Annotated in this window: 12 protein-coding genes; 5 read left to right on the forward strand and 7 right to left on the reverse strand. The window is 63.6% G+C overall.

Annotated elements, in window-relative coordinates; all coding sequences use genetic code 11:
• Window positions 1-162: 162 nt before the first annotated feature.
• Window positions 163-1,209 (forward strand): class I SAM-dependent methyltransferase, encoded by a 1,047-nt coding sequence (locus LVS58_RS09325; protein WP_233690822.1) that lies wholly within the window; start codon window positions 163-165, stop codon window positions 1,207-1,209.
• A 97-nt stretch (window positions 1,210-1,306) separates the two neighbouring features.
• On the opposite strand, the gene LVS58_RS09330 is transcribed toward LVS58_RS09325, so the two are convergent.
• From LVS58_RS09330 to LVS58_RS09360, 7 genes are all read right to left on the reverse strand, one after another.
• Window positions 1,307-2,551 (reverse strand): saccharopine dehydrogenase family protein, encoded by a 1,245-nt coding sequence (locus tag LVS58_RS09330; protein WP_003248123.1) that lies wholly within the window; start codon window positions 2,549-2,551, stop codon window positions 1,307-1,309.
• Between the two features lie 32 nt (window positions 2,552-2,583).
• On the reverse strand, window positions 2,584-3,681 hold the full coding sequence (locus tag LVS58_RS09335; RefSeq protein WP_014756455.1) for a carboxynorspermidine decarboxylase: 1,098 nt from the start codon (window positions 3,679-3,681) through the stop codon (window positions 2,584-2,586).
• A 184-nt stretch (window positions 3,682-3,865) separates the two neighbouring features.
• Entirely contained in the window at window positions 3,866-4,783 is a 918-nt protein-coding gene (locus tag LVS58_RS09340; protein WP_233690823.1) for a pyridoxal-phosphate dependent enzyme, read from the reverse strand.
• Window positions 4,780-5,454, reverse strand: a complete 675-nt coding sequence (locus LVS58_RS09345) for a helix-turn-helix transcriptional regulator (RefSeq protein WP_233690824.1) — start codon at window positions 5,452-5,454, stop codon at window positions 4,780-4,782. The genes LVS58_RS09340 and LVS58_RS09345 overlap by 4 nt, the downstream gene beginning before the upstream one ends.
• A gap of 83 nt (window positions 5,455-5,537) precedes the next feature.
• Window positions 5,538-7,241 (reverse strand): amidase, encoded by a 1,704-nt coding sequence (locus tag LVS58_RS09350; protein WP_233690825.1) that lies wholly within the window; start codon window positions 7,239-7,241, stop codon window positions 5,538-5,540.
• A 219-nt stretch (window positions 7,242-7,460) separates the two neighbouring features.
• Entirely contained in the window at window positions 7,461-8,612 is a 1,152-nt protein-coding gene (locus LVS58_RS09355) for an acyl-CoA dehydrogenase family protein (protein ID WP_020193591.1), read from the reverse strand.
• A gap of 16 nt (window positions 8,613-8,628) precedes the next feature.
• Window positions 8,629-9,702: an enoyl-CoA hydratase/isomerase family protein gene (locus LVS58_RS09360; protein ID WP_233690826.1), complete on the reverse strand. Its 1,074-nt coding sequence runs from the start codon at window positions 9,700-9,702 to the stop codon at window positions 8,629-8,631.
• 328 nt (window positions 9,703-10,030) lie between these two features.
• On the opposite strand from LVS58_RS09360, the gene mnxG reads away from it, so the two are divergent.
• Genes mnxG through LVS58_RS09380 form a run of 4 tightly spaced genes read left to right on the forward strand, consistent with a single transcriptional unit; the run spans window position 10,031 to window position 19,178 of the window.
• Window positions 10,031-15,868: a manganese-oxidizing multicopper oxidase MnxG gene (mnxG, locus tag LVS58_RS09365; RefSeq protein ID WP_233690827.1), complete on the forward strand. Its 5,838-nt coding sequence runs from the start codon at window positions 10,031-10,033 to the stop codon at window positions 15,866-15,868.
• Between the two features lie 18 nt (window positions 15,869-15,886).
• Window positions 15,887-17,863 carry a cytochrome D1 domain-containing protein gene (locus LVS58_RS09370; protein ID WP_233690828.1) on the forward strand — a complete coding sequence of 659 codons (1,977 nt, stop codon included), beginning with the start codon at window positions 15,887-15,889 and terminating at the stop codon, window positions 17,861-17,863.
• Window positions 17,860-18,516, forward strand: a complete 657-nt coding sequence (locus LVS58_RS09375) for an SCO family protein (RefSeq protein ID WP_233690829.1) — start codon at window positions 17,860-17,862, stop codon at window positions 18,514-18,516. Before LVS58_RS09370 ends, LVS58_RS09375 begins: the two co-directional genes overlap by 4 nt.
• Complete coding sequence (locus LVS58_RS09380; protein WP_233690830.1) at window positions 18,513-19,178, forward strand: SCO family protein; 666 nt, start codon at window positions 18,513-18,515, stop codon at window positions 19,176-19,178. Before LVS58_RS09375 ends, LVS58_RS09380 begins: the two co-directional genes overlap by 4 nt.
• Window positions 19,179-19,210: the final 32 nt, after the last annotated feature.

Raw genomic sequence — 19,210 nt, forward strand, 5'->3', positions numbered from 1 at the left:
CCAAATGGACGTTATCCCACGTCGCCCAGGCAGAGCAGCTAAACTTACCGGCAGCTCGCGGTAGCGTGTTGTACCGCGAACGAAAACCCTTGAACCGACCACCGCCTTCCCGGAGCGGATGTCCCTCGTTGGCGATGGCCTTCTTGTAGAGGAGGGCTGGTCATGGACGAGGCAAGGCTTCACGATTTCATGGGCAAGCTGGTGGGCGACATGGGCGCAGCGGCGACGCTGGCCAATGTCATCCTCGGCGATGAACTGGGGCTGTACCGGGCCATGGCCGACAGCCAGGCGGTCACCCCTGAGCAATTGGCGGAAAAGACCGGCTGCCACCCGCGGTTGGTGAGCGAATGGTTGAATGCCCAGGCGGCATCAGGCTACATGGTCCATGACAAGGGTCGTTTTGTGCTGCCTGAAGAACAGGCCATGGCCCTGGCACTTGAGGACTCTCCGGCGTACATGGCCGGCGGCGCGGCAGTGGTGGCGGCGCTGTTCCATGACAAGGACAAGCTGGTAGCCGCCATGCGCGGCGATGGCGGGTTGGCCTGGGGCGATCACCACCCGTGCATGTTCAGCGGTACCGAGCGGTTTTTCCGGCCGGGGTATCGTACTTTTCTGGTGGCTGATTGGCTGCCGGCGCTGGAGGGGGTGGTGGCCAAGTTGCAGGCGGGGGCCAAGGTGGCGGATGTGGGGTGCGGTCATGGTGCCTCGACGCTGGTGATGGCGCAGGCGTTTCCGGCCTCGACCTTTGTGGGGTATGACTATCATCAGCCTTCGATCGTCACCGCCAACGAGCGTGCACGTGAAGCGGGTTTGGAGGGGCGGGTGAGCTTCCAGCAGGCCAGCGCCAAGGAGTACCCGGGGCATGACCATGACCTGGTGTGCTTCTTCGATTGCCTGCACGACATGGGTGACCCGGTCGGGGCAGCCAGGCATGCCTACCGTGCTTTGAAAGCTGATGGCTCGGTCATGCTGGTGGAGCCGTATGCCGAGGACTCGCTGGAGGGTAACCTGACGCCGGTCGGGCGGTTGTTCTATGCGGCGTCGACGTTTATCTGCACGCCCAATTCGTTGTCGCAGGAGGTGGGCCTGGGACTGGGCGCCCAAGCCGGAGAGGCGCGACTGCGGGCAGTGTTCGAGGAGGCGGGGTTCAGCAGGTTCCGGCGGGCGACGCAGACGCCGTTCAACCTGATTCTGGAGGCCCGCAAGTAGAGGGTTATCCTGCACTGGCCGCTTCGCGGGTTCGCCCGCCAGGGGCTGGACCTGGAAAGCAGAAGGGGCGCCATGTGGCGCCCCTTCTGTTTGTCGCTTAGGCTTCAGCGTCCCAAGGACGATCGCCTTTTTCATCTTTGACGCGGGTCGGCAGGCCCATCACGTCCAGCGCCTTGAGGAACGGCTCGGCTGGCAGTTCCTCGACGTTGACCATGCGCTTGGCATCCCACTCTCCACGGGCGACCAGCAGGGCGGCAGCCACTGGCGGTACACCGGCGGTGTAGGAAATGCCCTGGCTGTCGGTCTCGGCGTAGGCTTCTTCGTGGTCGGCCACGTTGTAGATGAACACTTCGCGCGGCTGGCCATCCTTGGTGCCTTTGACCAGGTCGCCGATGCAGGTCTTGCCGGTGTAGCCAGGGGCCAGCGAGGCCGGGTCTGGCAATACAGCCTTGACCACTTTCAGCGGCACTACTTCCAGACCTTCGGCGGTTTTCACCGGTTGCTCGCTGAGCAGGCCCAGGTTTTTCAGGACAGTGAACACGTTGATGTAGTGCTCGCCGAAGCTCATCCAGAAGCGCACGTTCGGGACGTTGAGGTTCTTCGAAATCGAGTGAACTTCATCGTGCCCGGTCAGGTACAGGTTTTGCGAGCCTACCACTGGCAGGTCGTCGGTACGCTTGACCTCGAACATGGTGTTGCTGGTCCACTGGCTGTTCTGCCAGCTCCATACTTGCCCGGTGAACTCGCGGAAGTTGATTTCCGGGTCGAAGTTGGTGGCAAAGTACTTGCCATGTGAACCGGCATTGACGTCGAGAATATCGATCGAATCAATGCTGTCGAAATACTGCTGCTGCGCCAGCTTGGCGTAGCTGTTCACCACACCCGGGTCGAAACCGACGCCGAGAATGGCGGTAATGTTCTTTGCCTGGCACTCTTCGAGGTGTTTCCACTCGTAGTTGCCGTACCACGGCGGGGTCTCGCAGATCTTGCCCGGCTCTTCGTGGATGGCGGTGTCCAGATAGGCGACACCCGTGTCGATGCAGGCACGCAGCACCGACATGTTGAGGAAGGCGGAACCCACATTGATGACGATCTGCGATTCGGTTTCGCGGATCAGCGCCTTGGTTGCCTCGACATCGAGGGCATTGAGCGAGAAGGCCTGGATGTCGGCGGGCACCTTGAGGCTACCCTTGGCCTTGACGCTGTCGATGATGGCCTGGCATTTGGAGATGTTCCGTGACGCGATGGCGATACGACCGAGTTCGTCGTTATGCTGCGCGCACTTGTGGGCCACCACCTTGGCGACACCTCCTGCACCAATGATAAGAACGTTCTTCTTCAATTTACCTTTTGCTCCTTACTTGAAAGCCGGTCTTACGACAGGCTGGAAACGTAGTCTTCGAAACCGAACTCGCGGACGACTTCGACGCTGCCGTCGAGCTGCTTGACCACGATGGAAGGCATCTTCAGCCCGTTGAACCAGTTTTTCTTGACCATGGTGTAACCCGCCGTGTCGATGAACGACAGGCGATCGCCAATGGCCAGCGGACGGTCGAATTGGTACTCGCCGAAGATGTCACCGGCCAGGCATGACTTGCCGCAGACCATGTAGGTATGCTCGCCGTCATTGGGGGCCATCTTGGCGTTGAGGCGGTAGATCAGCAGGTCGAGCAGGTGCGCTTCGATCGAGCTGTCGACCACGGCCAGGTGCTTGCCGTTGTACAGGGTATCGAGCACGGTCACTTCCAGCGAAGCGCTGTTGGTGATGGCGGCTTCGCCCGGCTCCAGGTAAACCTGCACGCCGTATTTTTCCGAAAATGCCTTCAGGCGCGCGCAGAAGGCGTCTACTGCATAGTCTTCACCGGTGAAGTGAATGCCGCCACCAAGGCTGACCCACTCGACCTTGTGCAGCAGGTGGCCAAAACGCTCTTCGATGTGCGTGAGCATCTTGTCGAATAGGCCGAAGTCACCGTTCTCGCAGTTGTTGTGGAACATGAAGCCGGAGATGTGTTCGATCACCTGCTCGATCTTGGCCGGATCCCATTCGCCCAGGCGGCTGAACGGGCGGGCCGGGTCGGCCAGCAGGTAGTCCGAGCTGCTGACCTGCGGGTTGACGCGCAGACCACGCACCTTGCCTTCGGACTGTTCGGCAAAGCGCTGCAGCTGGCCGATCGAGTTGAAGATGATCTTGTCGCAGTTCTCAAGCATCTCCTCGACCTCGTCGTCGGCCCAGGCCACGCTATAGGCATGGGTTTCGCCGGCGAACTTCTGGCGGCCGAGCTTGAGCTCGAACAGGGAGGACGAGGTGGTACCGTCCATGTACTGCTGCATCAGGTCGAACACCGACCAGGTGGCGAAGCACTTGAGGGCGAGCAGCGCTTTGGCACCGGAGTGTTCACGCACGTAGGCGATCTTCTCCATGTTGCTGAGCAGCTTGGTTTTATCGATGAGGTAATACGGCGTCTTGATCATTTAAGGCCCCCGGCCAGGCCGGCCAAAAAAAGGACACGCATTGTGCCTTCACTTGCCGCAGACCGAAAGGGCGGGATGCGCATTTCGTCAGGGTTGACGCCATTGCGAGGGCTTTTTCGGTTGCGGCGAGCCTAGTAGATCAGGTGCATGTGACTGTCGTAATCACCCCCGACAGATGGCAGCCTCAGTCTGCCTGCTGCAGCCACGCCTGGATCTGCTCCAGTGTTGCGGTAGCACCGCCACAGACCACCACCAGGACATTGCGCAAGGCGCCCAGTGCCTTGGCATCGTAGGCCACTGCCAACGCCGCGCCGCATGCGGGCTCGACCAGCACACGGTGGTCCAGCAGGAATCGCTCACAGGCCTCCAGCGCTGCGCGATCGCTTACCAGATGGCTGTGCACCGGATGCTGCTGCACGCACATCAGCGCCTGATCAGCCACACGCTTGGCCCCCAGCGACGTCGCCACCGAGGCGATGCGCTCCAGCTCCACCGAATGCCCGGCCTGCATGGCCGCATGCAGCGACGCCGCGCCCTCGGTTTCTACCGCCAGCACCGGCACATCGCCCCAGCCATTGCGCTTGAGCCCTTCTACCACGCCACTGAGCAAGCCACCCCCGCCGACTGACAACACCACCGCGTCCGGCTTCAGGCCAGCCGCGGCCACTTCATCCACCAGGCTGGCATGCCCGGCCCACAGCAGTGGGTCGTCGAACGGGTGGATGAAGGCATCGTTCGGGCCTACCAGCGTCTGTGCCAGGGCATTGGCCTCTTGCCAGGAACTGCCGTGCACCACCACCTTGGCGCCTTCCAGGTGCAGCAGTTCCTTGGCCCGTTCGGTGGTGGTTTCGGGTACTACCACGGTCACCGGCAGCCCCAGCTTGCGTCCGGCGTAGGCGACTGCCAAACCGGCATTGCCACCTGACGAGGACACAAAATGCCGGGCGCCGCGCGCCTGATGTACCTCGCAGGCGTAGCCTACACCGCGCAGTTTGAATGAACCGCAGGGTTGCAGGGCGTCGAGCTTGAGCCAGATAGTACGACCGGCCGACAACGACAGCGGGCGCGACTCGATCAGAGGGGTATGAATGTGCAAGGTCATTGGCTGGCTCCGCGTAGTTGCTCGAGGTAGTTGTAAATGGTGTAGCGCGTCACACCGAGGGCGCTGGCAGCCTTCTCGACGCCGCCCTTGACGATGAACAGGCCGCGCTCCTGCATGACGCGCACGGCCTCGACCTTGGCCTGTTTGTTCATCCGCCCCTGGCCGCTGCGCTGCAGGGCAGCCTGGATGATCTCGCTCATCAGCAGCTCCATATCGGCCGGTTCGTTGACCGCAGGTATGGCCCCCAGCGGCTGCAACTGCTGGAGAAAGCTCATGGCCGCATCCAGGCCGGTGACGTCGGTGTTGACGCACAGGCTGGCGAACGGGTGGCCGCTGCTGTCACGGAAGATTGCCGTGGCACTGCGTAGCGTGCGGTCTTTGAGCGTAGTAGGGTAATCGGGCAGCACCACCGGCTCACAGCCGTACTGGTCGGCCGAGGCCTGCATCAGTGCCTTGAACCCCTGGTCCTGCTCCGGTGCGGCGAGGATCGGGCTGCCTACGCTGCGGCCGGAAATATGACCGTTGACGATCGCCACCACCGAGTGTTCGGGGTGATCAAGGTCGTGCAGGAGTATTTCCATGTTGCGCGCGGCAACGCTGCCCAGGGCCTGGATGGCGGCCTTGAGCACGGTGAGGGTGAGTTGGCGTTCGTCGCTGGGGGTGATAGGCATGGCAGATCGCGAAAATCAACTGTTTGTGTATTTTTACACATATGGTTGAGATTCGCGATCTGCTTTTGCGGGCCCTGTAAGACTCAGCCGAGCGCCGGCGTGCGCGGCGGGATCATGCGGCGCGAGCCGGTGGCCTCGAAGGCGGCAGCAAAACTCAGCAGTGCGTTGTCGCTATAGGCCTTCCCGGCAAAGGTCAGCCCCACCGGCATACCGATATCGGCCATCACACCCATCGGCACGGTCACGGTCGGCACGCCCAGGTGGCGGATTGCCAGGTTGCCGTTGGCTACCCAGATACCGTTGCTCCAGGCGATATCCGCCGATACCGGGTTGACATCGGCATCGGCCGGGCCAACGTCGGCTACAGTGGGGAACAGCACCGCGTCCAGGCCCAGCTTGTCCATCCAGTCTTCCAGGTCCAGCTTGCGGGTCTGCTCCAGCCCGCGCAGGCCGTCGGGCAGGGTCTCGATCTGGTCCCAGGTCTTCAGGCCACGTTTGGCCATGTTGACGTACTCGTCCATGCCGGCAGCCAGGTCATCTTCACGGTTGGGCAGGGTGCCCGGGTCGTGGGGGAAGATCTTCAGCCCATCGACATCGGCCAGGCGGTTAAGCTTGGGGTCATCGTTGGCGCGCAGGAAGTCGTCAAAGGCCCAGCCCGACAGTTCCCACAGTTCGTCATGCAGGAATGCTTTGCTGACGATGCCGCGGTTGTACACGGTCGGTGCGCCTGGGCGGTCGCCTTCGCAGTTGGACACCAGCGGGAAGTCCACTTCCAGTACTTCGGCACCCGCCGCTTCCAGGGCTTGGCGTGCTTGTTGCCACAGGTCGATCACCGTGGCGCGGGTGTTGATGCGTTGGCCGGTCGGCCCACCGATGCCTGGCTTCTCGGCGGTGCCCGCTTCGGGGTCGGCATTTATATACATGCGTGGTACGCCAAAGCGCTTGCCCTTGAGCGCGCTGGCATCTACCGCCAGTTCAAGGTACGAAGCCGGACGTACTGTCGAGGCAGCGGGGATCGGCACCCACGGCTGCAGGCGCCACAGGTCGCCGCGCTTGTCGGCGTCATCGGCTACCACCACGTCGAGGATTTCCAGCAGGTCGGCCATGGTGCGGGCATAGGGCACCACCACGTCCATGGTCGGCGTCAGCGGCCAGTTGCCACGCACCGAAATCACCCCGCGCGACGGGGTATAGGCGCACAGGCCGTTGTTGGAGGCCGGGCCACGGCCGCTGGACCAGGTTTCTTCGGCCAGGCCAAAGGCGCTGAAGCTGGCGGCGGTGGCGGTACCGGCACCGTTGGACGAGCCCGAAGCGAAGGGCGCGGTCAGGTAGTTGGCGTTGTACGGGCTTTCGGCGCGGCCATAGACGCCGCGCTGCATGCCACCGTTAGCCATGGGCGGCATGTTGGTCTTGCCCAGGCACACGGCACCGGCGGCGCGCAGGCGCTCGATGGTGAAGGCGTCGCGCTGGGCGACCAGGTCCTTGAAGGCAGGGCTGCCGGAGGCGGCAGTCAAGCCTTTGACCAGGTAGCTGTCCTTGGCCGTGTAGGGGATGCCGTCCAGCGGGCTAAGTACTTGGCCCTTGGCGCGGCGGGCGTCGGAGGCCTCGGCTTCTTTCAGCGCCTCCGGGTTGCGTACCACGACAGCGTTAAGGGCCGTGGCCGTGTCGGCGCCATCGTAGGCGTCGATGCGCGCCAGGTAGGCCTTGACCAGCTCGACCGCTGTCGTGCGGCCCGACTCGAGCGCATCGCGCAGCTCGGCAATGGAAACCTCGGTTACCTCGATCATGCGTTCACCAAAAAATGTGCAGGTGGGGGCTAATGCGAGGAGTGTACAAGAAGGGCTTGGCGGACGCAGGTTTGCGCAGGGGCAAATGGTTTTATGCAGGGGGGCATTGTCAGGTGCGCTTGGCGGGCTTTTGTGGGGGCGGGTGCGCCCGCGAACACCGGCAAAGCCGGTGCCATCCGCAGCGTCGCCCGCTCCCCCAAAAACCGCGTTGCCTTTGCGTTACAGCGGATAGTGCTTCAATTCCCGTGCAATCAGCATGCGCTGGATCTCGCTCGACCCTTCATAGATCTGGGTAATCCGCGCATCGCGGTAATAGCGCTCCACCGGGTAATCTTCCAGATAGCCGTACCCACCATGCACCTGGATTGCCATCGAGCACACCCGCTCGGCCATTTCCGACGCGAACAGCTTGGCCTGTGACGCTTCCGACAGGCACGGCTTGCCGGCGCTGCGCAGGCGGGCGGCATGCAGGATCAGCAAACGTGCGGCGTTCACCTGCACCTGCATGTCGGCCAGCAGGTTGGCGATGCTCTGGTGTTCGTTGATCGGCTTGCCAAACTGTATGCGGTCACGTGAGTAGACCAACGCAGCTTCGAATGCGGCGCGGGCGATGCCCAAGGCCTGGGCGGCAATGCCGATACGGCCGCCTTCGAGGTTGGACAGGGCAATGGCCAGGCCCTTGCCACGCTCACCGAGGATATTGGCGGCAGGAATGCGGCAGTTGTCGAAGGTTACTGCGCAGGTATCAGAGGCGCGGATGCCCATTTTGTGCTCGCTGCGGTCAACCTTGAACCCAGGGTTGTCGGTGGGTACCAGGAACGCCGACAGGCCTTTCTTGCCCAGCTCCGGGTCGGTCACTGCGAAGACGATCGCCAGGCCGGCGCGGCGGGCATTGCTGACGAACTGCTTGGCACCGTTGATGACCCACTGGCCATCCACCAGCTCGGCGCGGGTGCGCAGGTTGTGGGCCTCGGAACCGGCCTGTGGCTCGGTCAGGCAGAAGCAGCCAATCACCTCGCCGCTGGCCAGGCGTGGCAGCCACTGCTGTTGCTGTTCGGCAGTACCGTAGGCCAGCAGCGGGCCGCAACCTACCGAGTTGTGGATGCTCATCATCGCCCCGGTGGCGCCGCAGCCGGCGGCGATCTCTTCCACGGCCAGGGCATAGGCGACATAGTCGGTGTAGCTGCCGCCGAAGTCCTCTGGCACCACCATGCCCAACAGGCCCAGTTCGCCCATCTTGCGCACGACGCCATCATCGATCCAGCCGGCCTTTTCCCAGGCTTGGGCATGGGGTGCGATTTCGCCACGGGCAAAGTCCCGGGCCATGTCGCGGATCATGATCTGTTCTTCGCTCAGTTCGAGGTCTTGCATCTGTGTACTCCCGGGCTCACAGGCCTTCGAAGAATTGTTCGACCCGCTGGTCTTGCAGCGCGGCCAGGGTCGGCGGGTTCCAGCGGGGCTGCTTGTCCTTGTCGATGATCAGGGCACGCACGCCTTCGATGATGTCGCCGTGCTGGAACCACTGGCGGTCCAGGTGCAGTTCCATGGCAAAGCAGTCGTCAAGGCCCAGCTCGCGCCCCCGGCGCAGCATCTCCAGCGTAACCGCCATGGCCAGAGGCGAGCGGGTTTCCAGCTGATCGGCGGTGGCCACTGCCCAGGCGTGGCTGTCGCCAATGCTCACCGCACGCAGCTGCTCGACGATGGCAGGCAGGTTGGGCAGGGCGAAGAAGTGGTCAATGGCCGGGCGCAGCTTTTCCAGTGGCGCATCATCCAGTACCTGGGTACCGAGCCTGGCCAGCAGGTTTTGCAGGTCCTTGAGGGGGTGGTCGCTGAAGTGGAGCTGGTCGAGGCCCTGATCGAGGGCAGCGAGCTGATCGCTGGCCAGGTACCAGTCGGCCAGGCCGCAATACAAGGCATCGGCCGCCTGGATCTGGGCCCCGCTGACACCCAGGTAGATGCCCAGCTCGCCGGGGATGCGCGAGAGGAAGTAGCTGCCGCCCACGTCCGGGAAGTAGCCGATGCCAACTTCGGGCATGCCCAGTCGGCTGCGCTCGGTGACCACCCGCAGGTCGCAGCCCTGGGCCAGGCCCATGCCGCCCCCGAGGGTGAAGCCGTCCATCACCACCAGTATGGGCTTGCCGTAGCGGTGGATGACCAGGTCGAGGGCGTACTCTTCGACGAAAAAGGTTTCGTGCAGCGTGTCGCCGGCCTTGAAGCTGTCGTACAGCGAGCGGATATCGCCACCGGCACAGAACCCCTTGGGGCCTTCGCCGCGCAGGACCACGGCGCGCACGTGCGGGTTGTCGGCCCACTGGTCCAGGTGCTGACGCAGGCTGCGCACCATGTCCAGGGTCAGGGCATTGAGACCGGCTGGGCGGTTCAGGGTCAGGTGGCCGATCTGGTTGCGGACCTCGGCCAGTACATGGTCGGTTGCTGCCGGGGTATGAGCGTGTGCAGTCATTGCGTTCTCCCTGCTTTGTTATTGATTTTCCAAGTGAAGTCTGGAGTTCGCTGGAGGATCGCAGGATCCTGGCATGCGAATTTGCCTTGCACAATCGACAATTGTGCAAGGGTACTGTGCGTTTTTACCTTGGGTGAGGCCAGCGCGCGCCTGTGGAGCAGCCTTTACCCCCTCGGGATTTCGCCCCCCGATTCGGGGGAACCTGCTGGGGTATCCTCCCCAATCCGTTGCGGTTGATCGTACAACTTGCTGAAAAATATGAAATTTTCCTTCTGGCACACACCTTGCTCCAGCTCCCCGCAGAGATCCTGTGTCCCGGAGGTGCAGCATGTCGACGCCGCTCAAAGGCCCCATCGTGTCATCACTCGTACTGGCCTTGCTTGGCTGGGAAGCAACCAGCGAGGCGGCTGTGCGGTGTCAGCGCACCCTGGTCGCCAATGTGGTGGCACTGGATCAGCCACTGATGTTCAACCGCCTTGGCGCGCAAAATGCCAATGGCATGATGTTCGCCCTGCGCGAGGATGTGGTGGACGACAAGCTCGTCCCGCTGAGCATGGGTGGGGCCGCGGTACCGGGCAAGGTCACCCTGCGCCCGGACAAGCGCCCGCGGCCTATCGTGCTGCGCGTGGCGGCCGGTGACTGCCTGACGGTCAACCTGACCAACCTGCTGGATTACAGGGCGAACCCCAACAAGCACGGCATCGAGGCTGAAGAGCCTGAGGGTGAGGTAGAGGGACCGGAGGTTGAAAACGAAGGCGGCGAAGGTTTTGTCGCCGACGAACAGGTGGCCGAGCGTATGGTCGGCTTCCAGGTCAACGGGATGCAGGCGGTGAACAGCATTGCCGATATTTCCGCCTATACCGGACGTAACGGCAACTTCTTCGTCAGCCCCGGCAGCACCCGCAGCTACACCCTGTATGCCGAGCGCGAAGGCGCCTTCGCCGCCACCAGCAAAGCCGCTACGTTCGGCGGCGAGGGCACGGCGGGCAACGTCTCCAACGGCCTGTTCGGCCAGGTGGTGGTCGTGCCCAAACTGGGCCGTACCTACCGCAATACCCTCACTGAAGAAGAAATGCGCCTGGCCACCACGGGGCGAACCGCCACCGGCCAGCCCGTGATCGACTATGAAGCCCGCTATCCGCAGGTCGAACCTTGGATCACCGAAGGCAAGGCCGGCAAACCGATCATTGCCATGGTCAACGGCAACGAGATCATCAGCAGCGAAACCGATGCCATCGTCATGGGCCCCAACCCCGACGGCAGCTTCCCCAAATCCACTTACCCGCTGGAAAGCGCGGGCAAACGCAACCCGGCGCTGCCCAACCGACTGGAAGCGTTCCGTGATTTCGCCTCGCAGTTCGCCGACGAGGTTGCCGGTACCCAGGCCTTCCCTGGCTACTGGGCCGACCCAGTGATGGGCCACGTGCTGGAGCCGGCGCGCGATTCGTTCATGATCAATTACGGCTCTGGTGGCATGGGCGCCGAAGTGGTGGCCAACCGCCTGGGGGTGGGCCCGATGCACGACTGCCTGTCGTGTGCCTATGAAGAGTTCTTCCTCAGCGCCCACACGGTCGGCGATATAGGTACCCTGGTGGATGTACCGGCCAACGTCGGCCTGGAACACATCCGCCCGGGCGAAGTACCGCCGGCCAGCGCCGTCGGGGTCAAGGCCAGCATGGCCCTTTACCCCTCAGAGCCCGCCAACGTGCACCACAGCTATATCGGTGACTTCACCAAGTTCCGCAATACCCACAACGGGCACGAGCAGCACATCTTCCACTTGCACGGCCATCAGTGGCTGTTCAACCCCAATGACGACAACTCCGACTACATCGATGCCCAAGGCATCGGCGCCGGCGTCGGCTACACCTACGAAATCGCCAACGGTGGTTCGGGCAACCGCAACCGCGTCGCCGGCGATGCCATTTACCACTGTCACTTCTACCCGCACTTCGCCCAGGGCATGTGGGCCATGTGGCGGGTACATGACGTGTTCGAGGAAGGCACGCGCCTGGAGGTAAGCGGGCAGGGCGAGAATGGCTTCCACAGTACCCCCTTCGCCTTGCGTAGCGGTAAGCCGGCCGTTGGCGCCCGGGCCCTGCCCGATGGCGAGATCGTTGCCGGTACGCCGATTCCGGCCATCGTGCCGTTGCCTGGCAAGGCCATGGCGCCCATGCCCGGCAAAGTCGTGGTCGTGCCCAAGCTCTCCGAGGCGTTGGTTGCCGCCAACGATGATGACCACGAAGACGATGACGACCCTGTCAGCGAGGCGCCCGTGCGCAAGGCCGTGGGCTCGCTGGCGCTGGTCGACCGCACCGAGGCCAACCGCAATGCCGATGGCACGCTGAAAAACCCAGGCTACCCGTTCTGGATCGGCGGCATGGAAAGCAGCGTGGGCAACCGCCCGCCAACCCCGCCCCTGGACATGCTCGACCCGGCCCTTGCCCGGCAACTGAAAGACAGTGGCAAAGCCCTGTGGGCCAACCTGGATGCGAACCAGGTCGATGGCTGGGACGGCGGCCTTGGCCGCCATGCCCTGGACGGTGTGTCCGCCGGTGGCGTAGCGGATACCACCACCACCAAACTGGACTTCACCAAGGTCGTGCACAAGGCCAAGCCCATCTACCTGCCGGAGGAGGGCACCGATGTCGAGCAGGCAGCCATGCAGTTCCACGCCATGGCTGAACACCCCAGCTATGCATTGATCCCCGGCAGCCAGCCTGTGGCCAGGGCATTCCGCACCAACGGCGCGTTGCCGACTGCAGGTGCGCCGTACTACGAGCCCTGCATGGATGACCGTGGAAAACGCCTGACCCAGTCTTCCGGGGTTGGGGAGTTCAACAGTGGAGAGAGCCTGACGGGCCTGAACTTCCGTGGCGCCTCGGCCTTCACTGCCGACCGACCACGCATCTACAAAGGGGCCAACATCCAGTTTGACGCGGTGTACAACAAAGTGGGCTACCACTTCCCGCAGGCACGCATCATCGCCCTGTGGGAAGACGCCTGGCCGGTCATTACCAAGCAGCGCCCGCCAGAGCCGCTGGTGATGCGCATGAACACCTTCGACTGCGCGATGTACCAGCACACCAACCTGATCCCGAACATCTATGAGATGGACGATTACCAGGTGCGCACCCCAACCGACGTGATTGGCCAGCACATCCACCTGCCCAAATGGGACCTGACCGCTGCCGACGGCTCGGCCAACGGCTGGAACTACGAAGACGGCATTCTTTCGCCCGGTAGCGTGGTCGAGCGCGTGCATGCCATTCGTACCTACAACGGTTGCACCGAAGGGGATAGCCGCGATGGCACTGCAGCCTGCCCCAAAGCCAGACAGCACCCGTACTTCGGCCGCTTTGGCCGTGCCGACTGGCTGGGGGCACGTACCGCAATGCAGCGCTGGTTCGCTGACCCGCTGGTGAACGTGCATAACGTCGACCGTGGCCTGGGTACCATCTTCACCCATGACCACCTTGGCCCATCGACCCACCAGCAACTGGGCCTATACGCCACTGTGCTGGCCGAACCGGCCGGCTCCACCTGGTACCACGCCGAAACCGGCGAGCAGCTGTACAACCCGGCCACGCGCCAGGACGGCGGCCCGACCTCGTGGCAGGCGGTGATCCAGACCGGCGACCACGATGGCGACGGCAGGAACGACAGCTACCGCGAGTTCTTCCTGGAGTACAGTGACTTTCAGCATGCCTATGAGGCCGGGGTTTATGTAGGCGCAGGGCCGGACGGCATTCCCAATGCCCAGTCGTACCCGGCCACTGCCGACAGCTTCCGCTACGCCATCAACCCGCCCGTGCGTGGCAAGGCGTCGAACCTGCTTGAAGCCATTGTCGAGGAGCGCGGCGGAATCAACCCAGGCTGCCCGAGCCGGCCATGCCCGCAGGCGATCTCGGTGGATGACCCGGGGATGTTCGTCGTCAACTACCGCAACGAGCCGCTGGCCCTGCGCGTGTATGACCCGAACAAGGTCGGCCCGGACGGCAAGCGTGGCATGCAGGCCGACGGCCTGGCCGGTGACCTCAGCTATGCCCTGCAAACCCGTACCGACCGCGCCATCCCGGCGATGAACCTGTCGCCATCGGCGATCACCTCGGCAGTCGGCCCCACCGGCGGCACTACGCTGTTCCCGCCGCATATCAACACGGCTGGCGCCGAGCCGGGCGACCCGTTCACCCCGTTGCTGCGTACCTACTCCGGTGACAACGTGCGCCTGCGCATGCACGCCGGTGGCCATGAAGAGGAACACAACGTCACCCTGCACGGCGTGAAATGGCTGCAGAACGGCTCTGGCTTCGGCAATAGCTCCAACTCGGGCTGGAAGTCGTCGCAAATGATCGGCATCTCCGAGCAGCTGGGCTTCATGGCGCCGGTGTCGATGATCTCCAGTTCGGCAGCCACCAACGGCGACTACCTGTACTCGCTGGACGCCGCCCTGGAGGGCTACTGGAACGGTATCTGGGGCATCATGCGCAACTACACCGTGCAGCGTGCCGACCTGTTCCCGTTGCCCAACAACCCGCAGCCGGTGGCCATGCGCAACACCGTGAACTTCAACGGTATCTGCCCGAAAACCACGGCCAACCCTAATGGCATCGGGACCCGCACCACGGTCAAGCGCAGCTACGAGATCGTCGCAGCGCTGGCCAACGACATCCTCGAAAACCGTAACGGCGTCAGCATCAATGACCCGGCGGGCATCGGCCAGCATGTCGGTGGCGCGCTCAAGGCCAACGGCGGCACCCTGGTGTTCAACAGCCGTAGAACCGCCATCCCGCTGGTGAGCGGGGTTGACCCCGAAGATGGGGTGCCTTTCACCATCGGTGGCCACAGTGCGCCGCTGCATGACCCGACCGCGATCCTGTACGTGCGCAAAGCTGACCTCGATACCACCACCGGCAAGCTCAAGGCGGGTATCCCGGTAGAGCCGCTGGTACTGCGCGCCAATGCCGGCGACTGCATCAGCATCACCCTGGAGAACCGCTTGCCACTGGTGATGCCAGACTTGCCGAGCACTGCAGTGATGCACAACGTGGTCAAGCGTGACCGCTTCGACAGTGAAGGTTCCACCGCCTTTGCCAACAACCTGATGCGGCCGTCCAGCCACGTGGGCCTGCATGCGCAGCTGCTGGCCTACGACATCACCAAGTCAGACGGCGCCAACGTTGGCCTGAACCCAGTGCAGACCGTGCCACCACGTGCCGGCACCAGCGGCGCCTACCCGACCGAGGAGTACCAGTACTACGCCGGCCACCTGGAGCGTGAAGGCAAACCGGTGTCGCAGCTGGGCCGTACAGTGGACAACATAAACACCACGCCTATCGAGTTCGGCGGCCTCAACCTGACCCCGTCAGACTTCATCAAGCAGCCGCAAAAAGGCCTGGTGGGTGCCATGAGCATCCTGCCACAAACCGCCACCTGGACCGAGGATACCGCGACCCGTGCCCAGGCCACGGTGAAGGTCAGCGGCCAGCCGGACTACCGCGACTTCGTCACGGTGTGGCAGCGCGCACTGAACATGCGCTGGGCCGATGGTCGTCCGGTAGAAGGCATCAATACCGAAGGCAACGGTGCTGCCGGTGATCCGCAGGATAACGGCAACATGGCGGTCAACTACAGGACCGAACCGTTGTGGCTGCGCTTCGGCATGGCGCCCGACTCGCCATTCGGCCGCGCCAATGGCCTGGGCTTTGGTGATGTACCCAACGCCCACATGGCCTACGCCAACGCCCTGGTCGGTGGTGACCCGCAAACCCCGGTGCTGTACGCCAAGCCTGGTCAGCCGGTGCGCAACCATATCGTGATGCCCAGTGGTGGCAGCCGCGGCATGGTCTACCAGCTGGACGGGCACGTATGGCCACTGCACAACTACCAGGCCGAGAAGAGCGATGCGGACGGTTACCCGATCAGCCTGCCCGGTATCGGTTCGGTGCGCTTTGGCTACAACCCGATGGCCATGTACATCGGCGCGCAGGAAAGCGTACTGCCCGCGGCGCACTTCAGTTTCATGCTGCCGAGTGCCGGCGGTGCCAACGCGGTGGCGGGTGACTACCTGTTCCGCGACTACGCCGCCTACGGCAACCTCTCGGGGCTGTGGGGGATCTTGCGGGTGACCAACGAAGCGCCGCCGGCAACGGCCCCGGCGCAGTGACGGAAGGGGAATGCGAGCATGAACAAAAAGACTCGCCCTGCTTACTTGGGGGTAGTACTGGGGGTAGTGCTGATCGGCCTGGGCGTGGCGTACGAAAAGCTCTGGTGCGACCCGCGTGAGCTGTTGCAGGAACGGGGCGGCTCGCAGGCCTTGCACCGGCTTAGCCGGGACGGCGTGAACGTGGAGTTCGAGGCCCGGCCATTGGCCGGAGGCGAACTGAAGGAGGGCGGCTTCGCCAACATCCGCTTCAAACTCAGCGACCAGACCAGCGGTCAACCGTTGTCAGGCATGGCCCCAGGGGCATGGATCGACCCGGCGCAGTCGGCCCCGGCAGGGGACCGCGAGCAGAGCTGCAAGGCGCGGGTCGCGCTGTTTCTCAAGAGCAGCATCGGGGCCCGGCCGCTGCTCGACCTGAACAGCTACTTCTTGCTGATGCTGAACAAGGACGCCAGCCTGACAGTGATCGATCCGACGGTGTCGGTGGGCGGCGTGACCAGCACCCTGGCCCGCATCGAGCTGCCAGGGCGGCCCATGGATTGGGCGGCCACCAGCGACGACAAGCAGGTTTTCGTGTCGATCCCTGAGCGGGGCAAGGTCTCGGTGATCGATACCGAAACCTTCACCCGCGTGGCGGACCTGGACGCCGGCGACCACCCGCTGCGCGTGGCCCTGCAACCGGACCAGCATCGGCTGTGGGTTGGCAACAACAGCAGCGACCCGGCCAAAGGCGGGGTAACCGTGATCGACGTGCCGGGGCGTAGCGCCCTGAAGCACTTCAATACCGGCACCGGGCACCACGAAATCGCCTTCAGCGCCGACTCGCGTTATGCCTACGTCAGCAATCGCGACAGCGGCACCCTCAGCGTCATCGACATCCCGGAAATGCACCTGGACAAGACCATCAAGGTTGGCCCACACCCGCTGTCGGTCAGCTATTCGGCGCTGTCCCAGGCCGTGTACGTGGTAGATGGCGAGGAGGGCAGCGTACGGGTGTTCGATGCCCGCAGCCATCAATTGCGCCACACGGTCCAGGCCGAACAGGGCCTGGGGCCGATGCGCTTCAGCCATGATGGCCGCTACGGCATTGTACTCAATACCCTGGAGAACCAGGCCCTGGTCATCGACGCCAGTACCGACAAGCTGATCCACCACATCCCGGTGGCGGCCGAACCGTACCAGCTGACGTTCACCAAGGGCTATGCCTATGTGCGTGGCCTGGCCTCGCCGAAAGTGAGCATGATCAATCTGGCCAGCCTGGGCGAGGGGCGTTCGCCCATCGTGCAAGGCTTCGAGGCTGGCCCGGCAGCGCCGCGTCAGGCCGGTGACCTGCCACTGGCCCAGGGGCTGTCGGTATCGCGTGATGACAATTCGGTGTTCGTGGTCAACCCGGTGGACAACACCACCTACTTCTATGCCGAAGGCATGAATGCACCGATGTCCGGCTACAACAACCGCGGCCACCAGGCCCGCGCGGTCATCGTCGTTGACCGCAGCCTGCGCGAAGTGGCCCCCGGGGTGTATGGCTCGACGGTAAAGCTGCCCGCCGCCGGCAAGTTCGACGTTGCCTTTCTGCTCAACCAGCCACAAATCATTCATTGCTTCAGCACCGAGGTGGCCGCTGAGGGCAATACCAGCAAACGCAAAGGCGCGCGTGCCGAGTTCATCGGCCTCGAGCAGCCGCTGCCGCAGCACAGCGACTTCACCGCGCGGGTACGTATTGTCGGTGACGACGGGCAGCCACGCCTGGGCCTGAACGACCTGAGCCTGCGCTATTTTCTGGCGCCGTCGTCGATGCCGCGCAACCTGCAACTGCAAGAGGTGGGCGAAGGCGTCTACCAGGCGGCGCTGAACTTGCCTGAAGCCGGTGCCTGGTACCTGCATGTGCAATCGCCCTCGTTGGGGCGCAAGTTTGCCGAAGAAAACTACACCAGCCTGCGCGTTCTGCCAGCTGCTGCAACCAACGCTTCCCAGACTGACGTGAGGAATGTGCGATGAACGCCAAGCCTGCTTGCACACTGTTGGCCCTGAGCCTGGCATTTGCCAGCCATCTGGCCATGGCCCACGCCGGTCACGACCATGACGGCCATGCCGCGCAGCCGCCGGCGGCGCATCAGGAAAAGGCCAGTGTGCGCTTTGCCGATGTGTCGCTGCTGAACCAGGACGGCATGCCGGTGCGCCTGGAGAAAGACCTGGTGGGTGACCATCTGGTAGTCATGGGCTTCATTTACACCAGCTGCACCACGGTATGCCCGGTGGTGTCGTCGATCATGGGCAAGGTCCAGCAGCAGCTGGGCGGCCGGGTAGGCGAGGAGGTTCGTATGGTGTCGATCAGTGTCGACCCTCAGCGTGACGACGCCAAACGCCTGCAAAACTATGCCAAGGCATTCCAGAAAGGGCCGGGCTGGAGTTGGCTGACCGGTACCCCGTACGCCATCACCGAAACCCTGAAGGGGCTGGGCAGTTTCAACGCCGACCTCAGCCAGCACCCGCCGCTGATCCTGGTGGGTGACGGGCGTAGCGGGCACTGGACACGTTACTACGGCTTCACTGACCCGGGCGTCTTGATCGAAGAAATCAACCGCCTCAGTGCGCGCCGGGTACATGCCAAGAGCACCGCCATTGCCGACCATCACGAGGTGCAACCATGAGCACTGCAACCTCCCACCGTGCTGGCATGCGCGCTTTCGACTGGCTGGTGCTGGGTGGCTGTCTGTGGATCCTCACGTCGGTGGCGTTCGCCCACGAAGGCCATGCGCCGCAAGCCCCCGAGCCGCAGCCAGCACCGCAGGCGATGGCCAGTGGTGGCGGTACACGCGACGCCAGGACCTGGTTCACCGACACCGTACTGAAGGACCAGAATGGCCGCGAGCTGCGCTTTTACAGTGACGTGCTAAAGGACAAGGTGGTGATGCTCAACGTGATCTTCACCCACTGCACCGATGCCTGCCCGCTGATCACCCGCAAGCTGCGCGAGGTGCGCGAGGCCATGGGGCCAGCGCTGGCCGGCCAGGTGACCTTCGTGTCGATCAGCAGTGACCCGCTGAACGACACGCCCGAGGCGCTGAAGGCGTTCGCCGCCAAGCAGGGAGTGGATGGGCCGAACTGGTTGTTCCTGACCGGCGACAAGGCCAATGTCGACCTGGTGCTTGGCCGTATAGGGCAGTTCCTGCCGAGTCCCGAACAGCATTCGACGCAGCTGATTGCCGGTGATGTTGCAGGTAAACGCTGGAGCAAGATTCGCCCGGATGCACCGCCAGCGGCGATTGCCCAACGCATGCAGCTGTTGGCCCAGCCGCTGGCGGGTCGGTGAGTATCATGGGCCGCCTTGGGAATTGGCCTCTG

It is taken from the genome of Pseudomonas sp. JR33AA, assembly GCF_021378985.1.
Lineage (GTDB): Bacteria > Pseudomonadota > Gammaproteobacteria > Pseudomonadales > Pseudomonadaceae > Aquipseudomonas > Aquipseudomonas alloputida.

Excerpts from the sequence above, each read along its gene's own strand:
- LVS58_RS09355 (WP_020193591.1), bottom strand. The coding sequence starts at position 8,612 with ATGCAAGACCTCGAACTGAGCGAAGAACAGATCATGATCCGCGACATG.
- mnxG (WP_233690827.1), top strand. The coding sequence starts at position 10,031 with ATGTCGACGCCGCTCAAAGGCCCCATCGTGTCATCACTCGTACTGGCC.
- LVS58_RS09370 (WP_233690828.1), top strand. The coding sequence starts at position 15,887 with ATGAACAAAAAGACTCGCCCTGCTTACTTGGGGGTAGTACTGGGGGTA.
- LVS58_RS09350 (WP_233690825.1), bottom strand. The coding sequence starts at position 7,241 with ATGATCGAGGTAACCGAGGTTTCCATTGCCGAGCTGCGCGATGCGCTC.
- LVS58_RS09380 (WP_233690830.1), top strand. The coding sequence starts at position 18,513 with ATGAGCACTGCAACCTCCCACCGTGCTGGCATGCGCGCTTTCGACTGG.
- LVS58_RS09360 (WP_233690826.1), bottom strand. The coding sequence starts at position 9,702 with ATGACTGCACACGCTCATACCCCGGCAGCAACCGACCATGTACTGGCC.
- LVS58_RS09325 (WP_233690822.1), top strand. The coding sequence starts at position 163 with ATGGACGAGGCAAGGCTTCACGATTTCATGGGCAAGCTGGTGGGCGAC.
- LVS58_RS09335 (WP_014756455.1), bottom strand. The coding sequence starts at position 3,681 with ATGATCAAGACGCCGTATTACCTCATCGATAAAACCAAGCTGCTCAGC.
- LVS58_RS09345 (WP_233690824.1), bottom strand. The coding sequence starts at position 5,454 with ATGCCTATCACCCCCAGCGACGAACGCCAACTCACCCTCACCGTGCTC.
- LVS58_RS09375 (WP_233690829.1), top strand. The coding sequence starts at position 17,860 with ATGAACGCCAAGCCTGCTTGCACACTGTTGGCCCTGAGCCTGGCATTT.
- LVS58_RS09340 (WP_233690823.1), bottom strand. The coding sequence starts at position 4,783 with ATGACCTTGCACATTCATACCCCTCTGATCGAGTCGCGCCCGCTGTCG.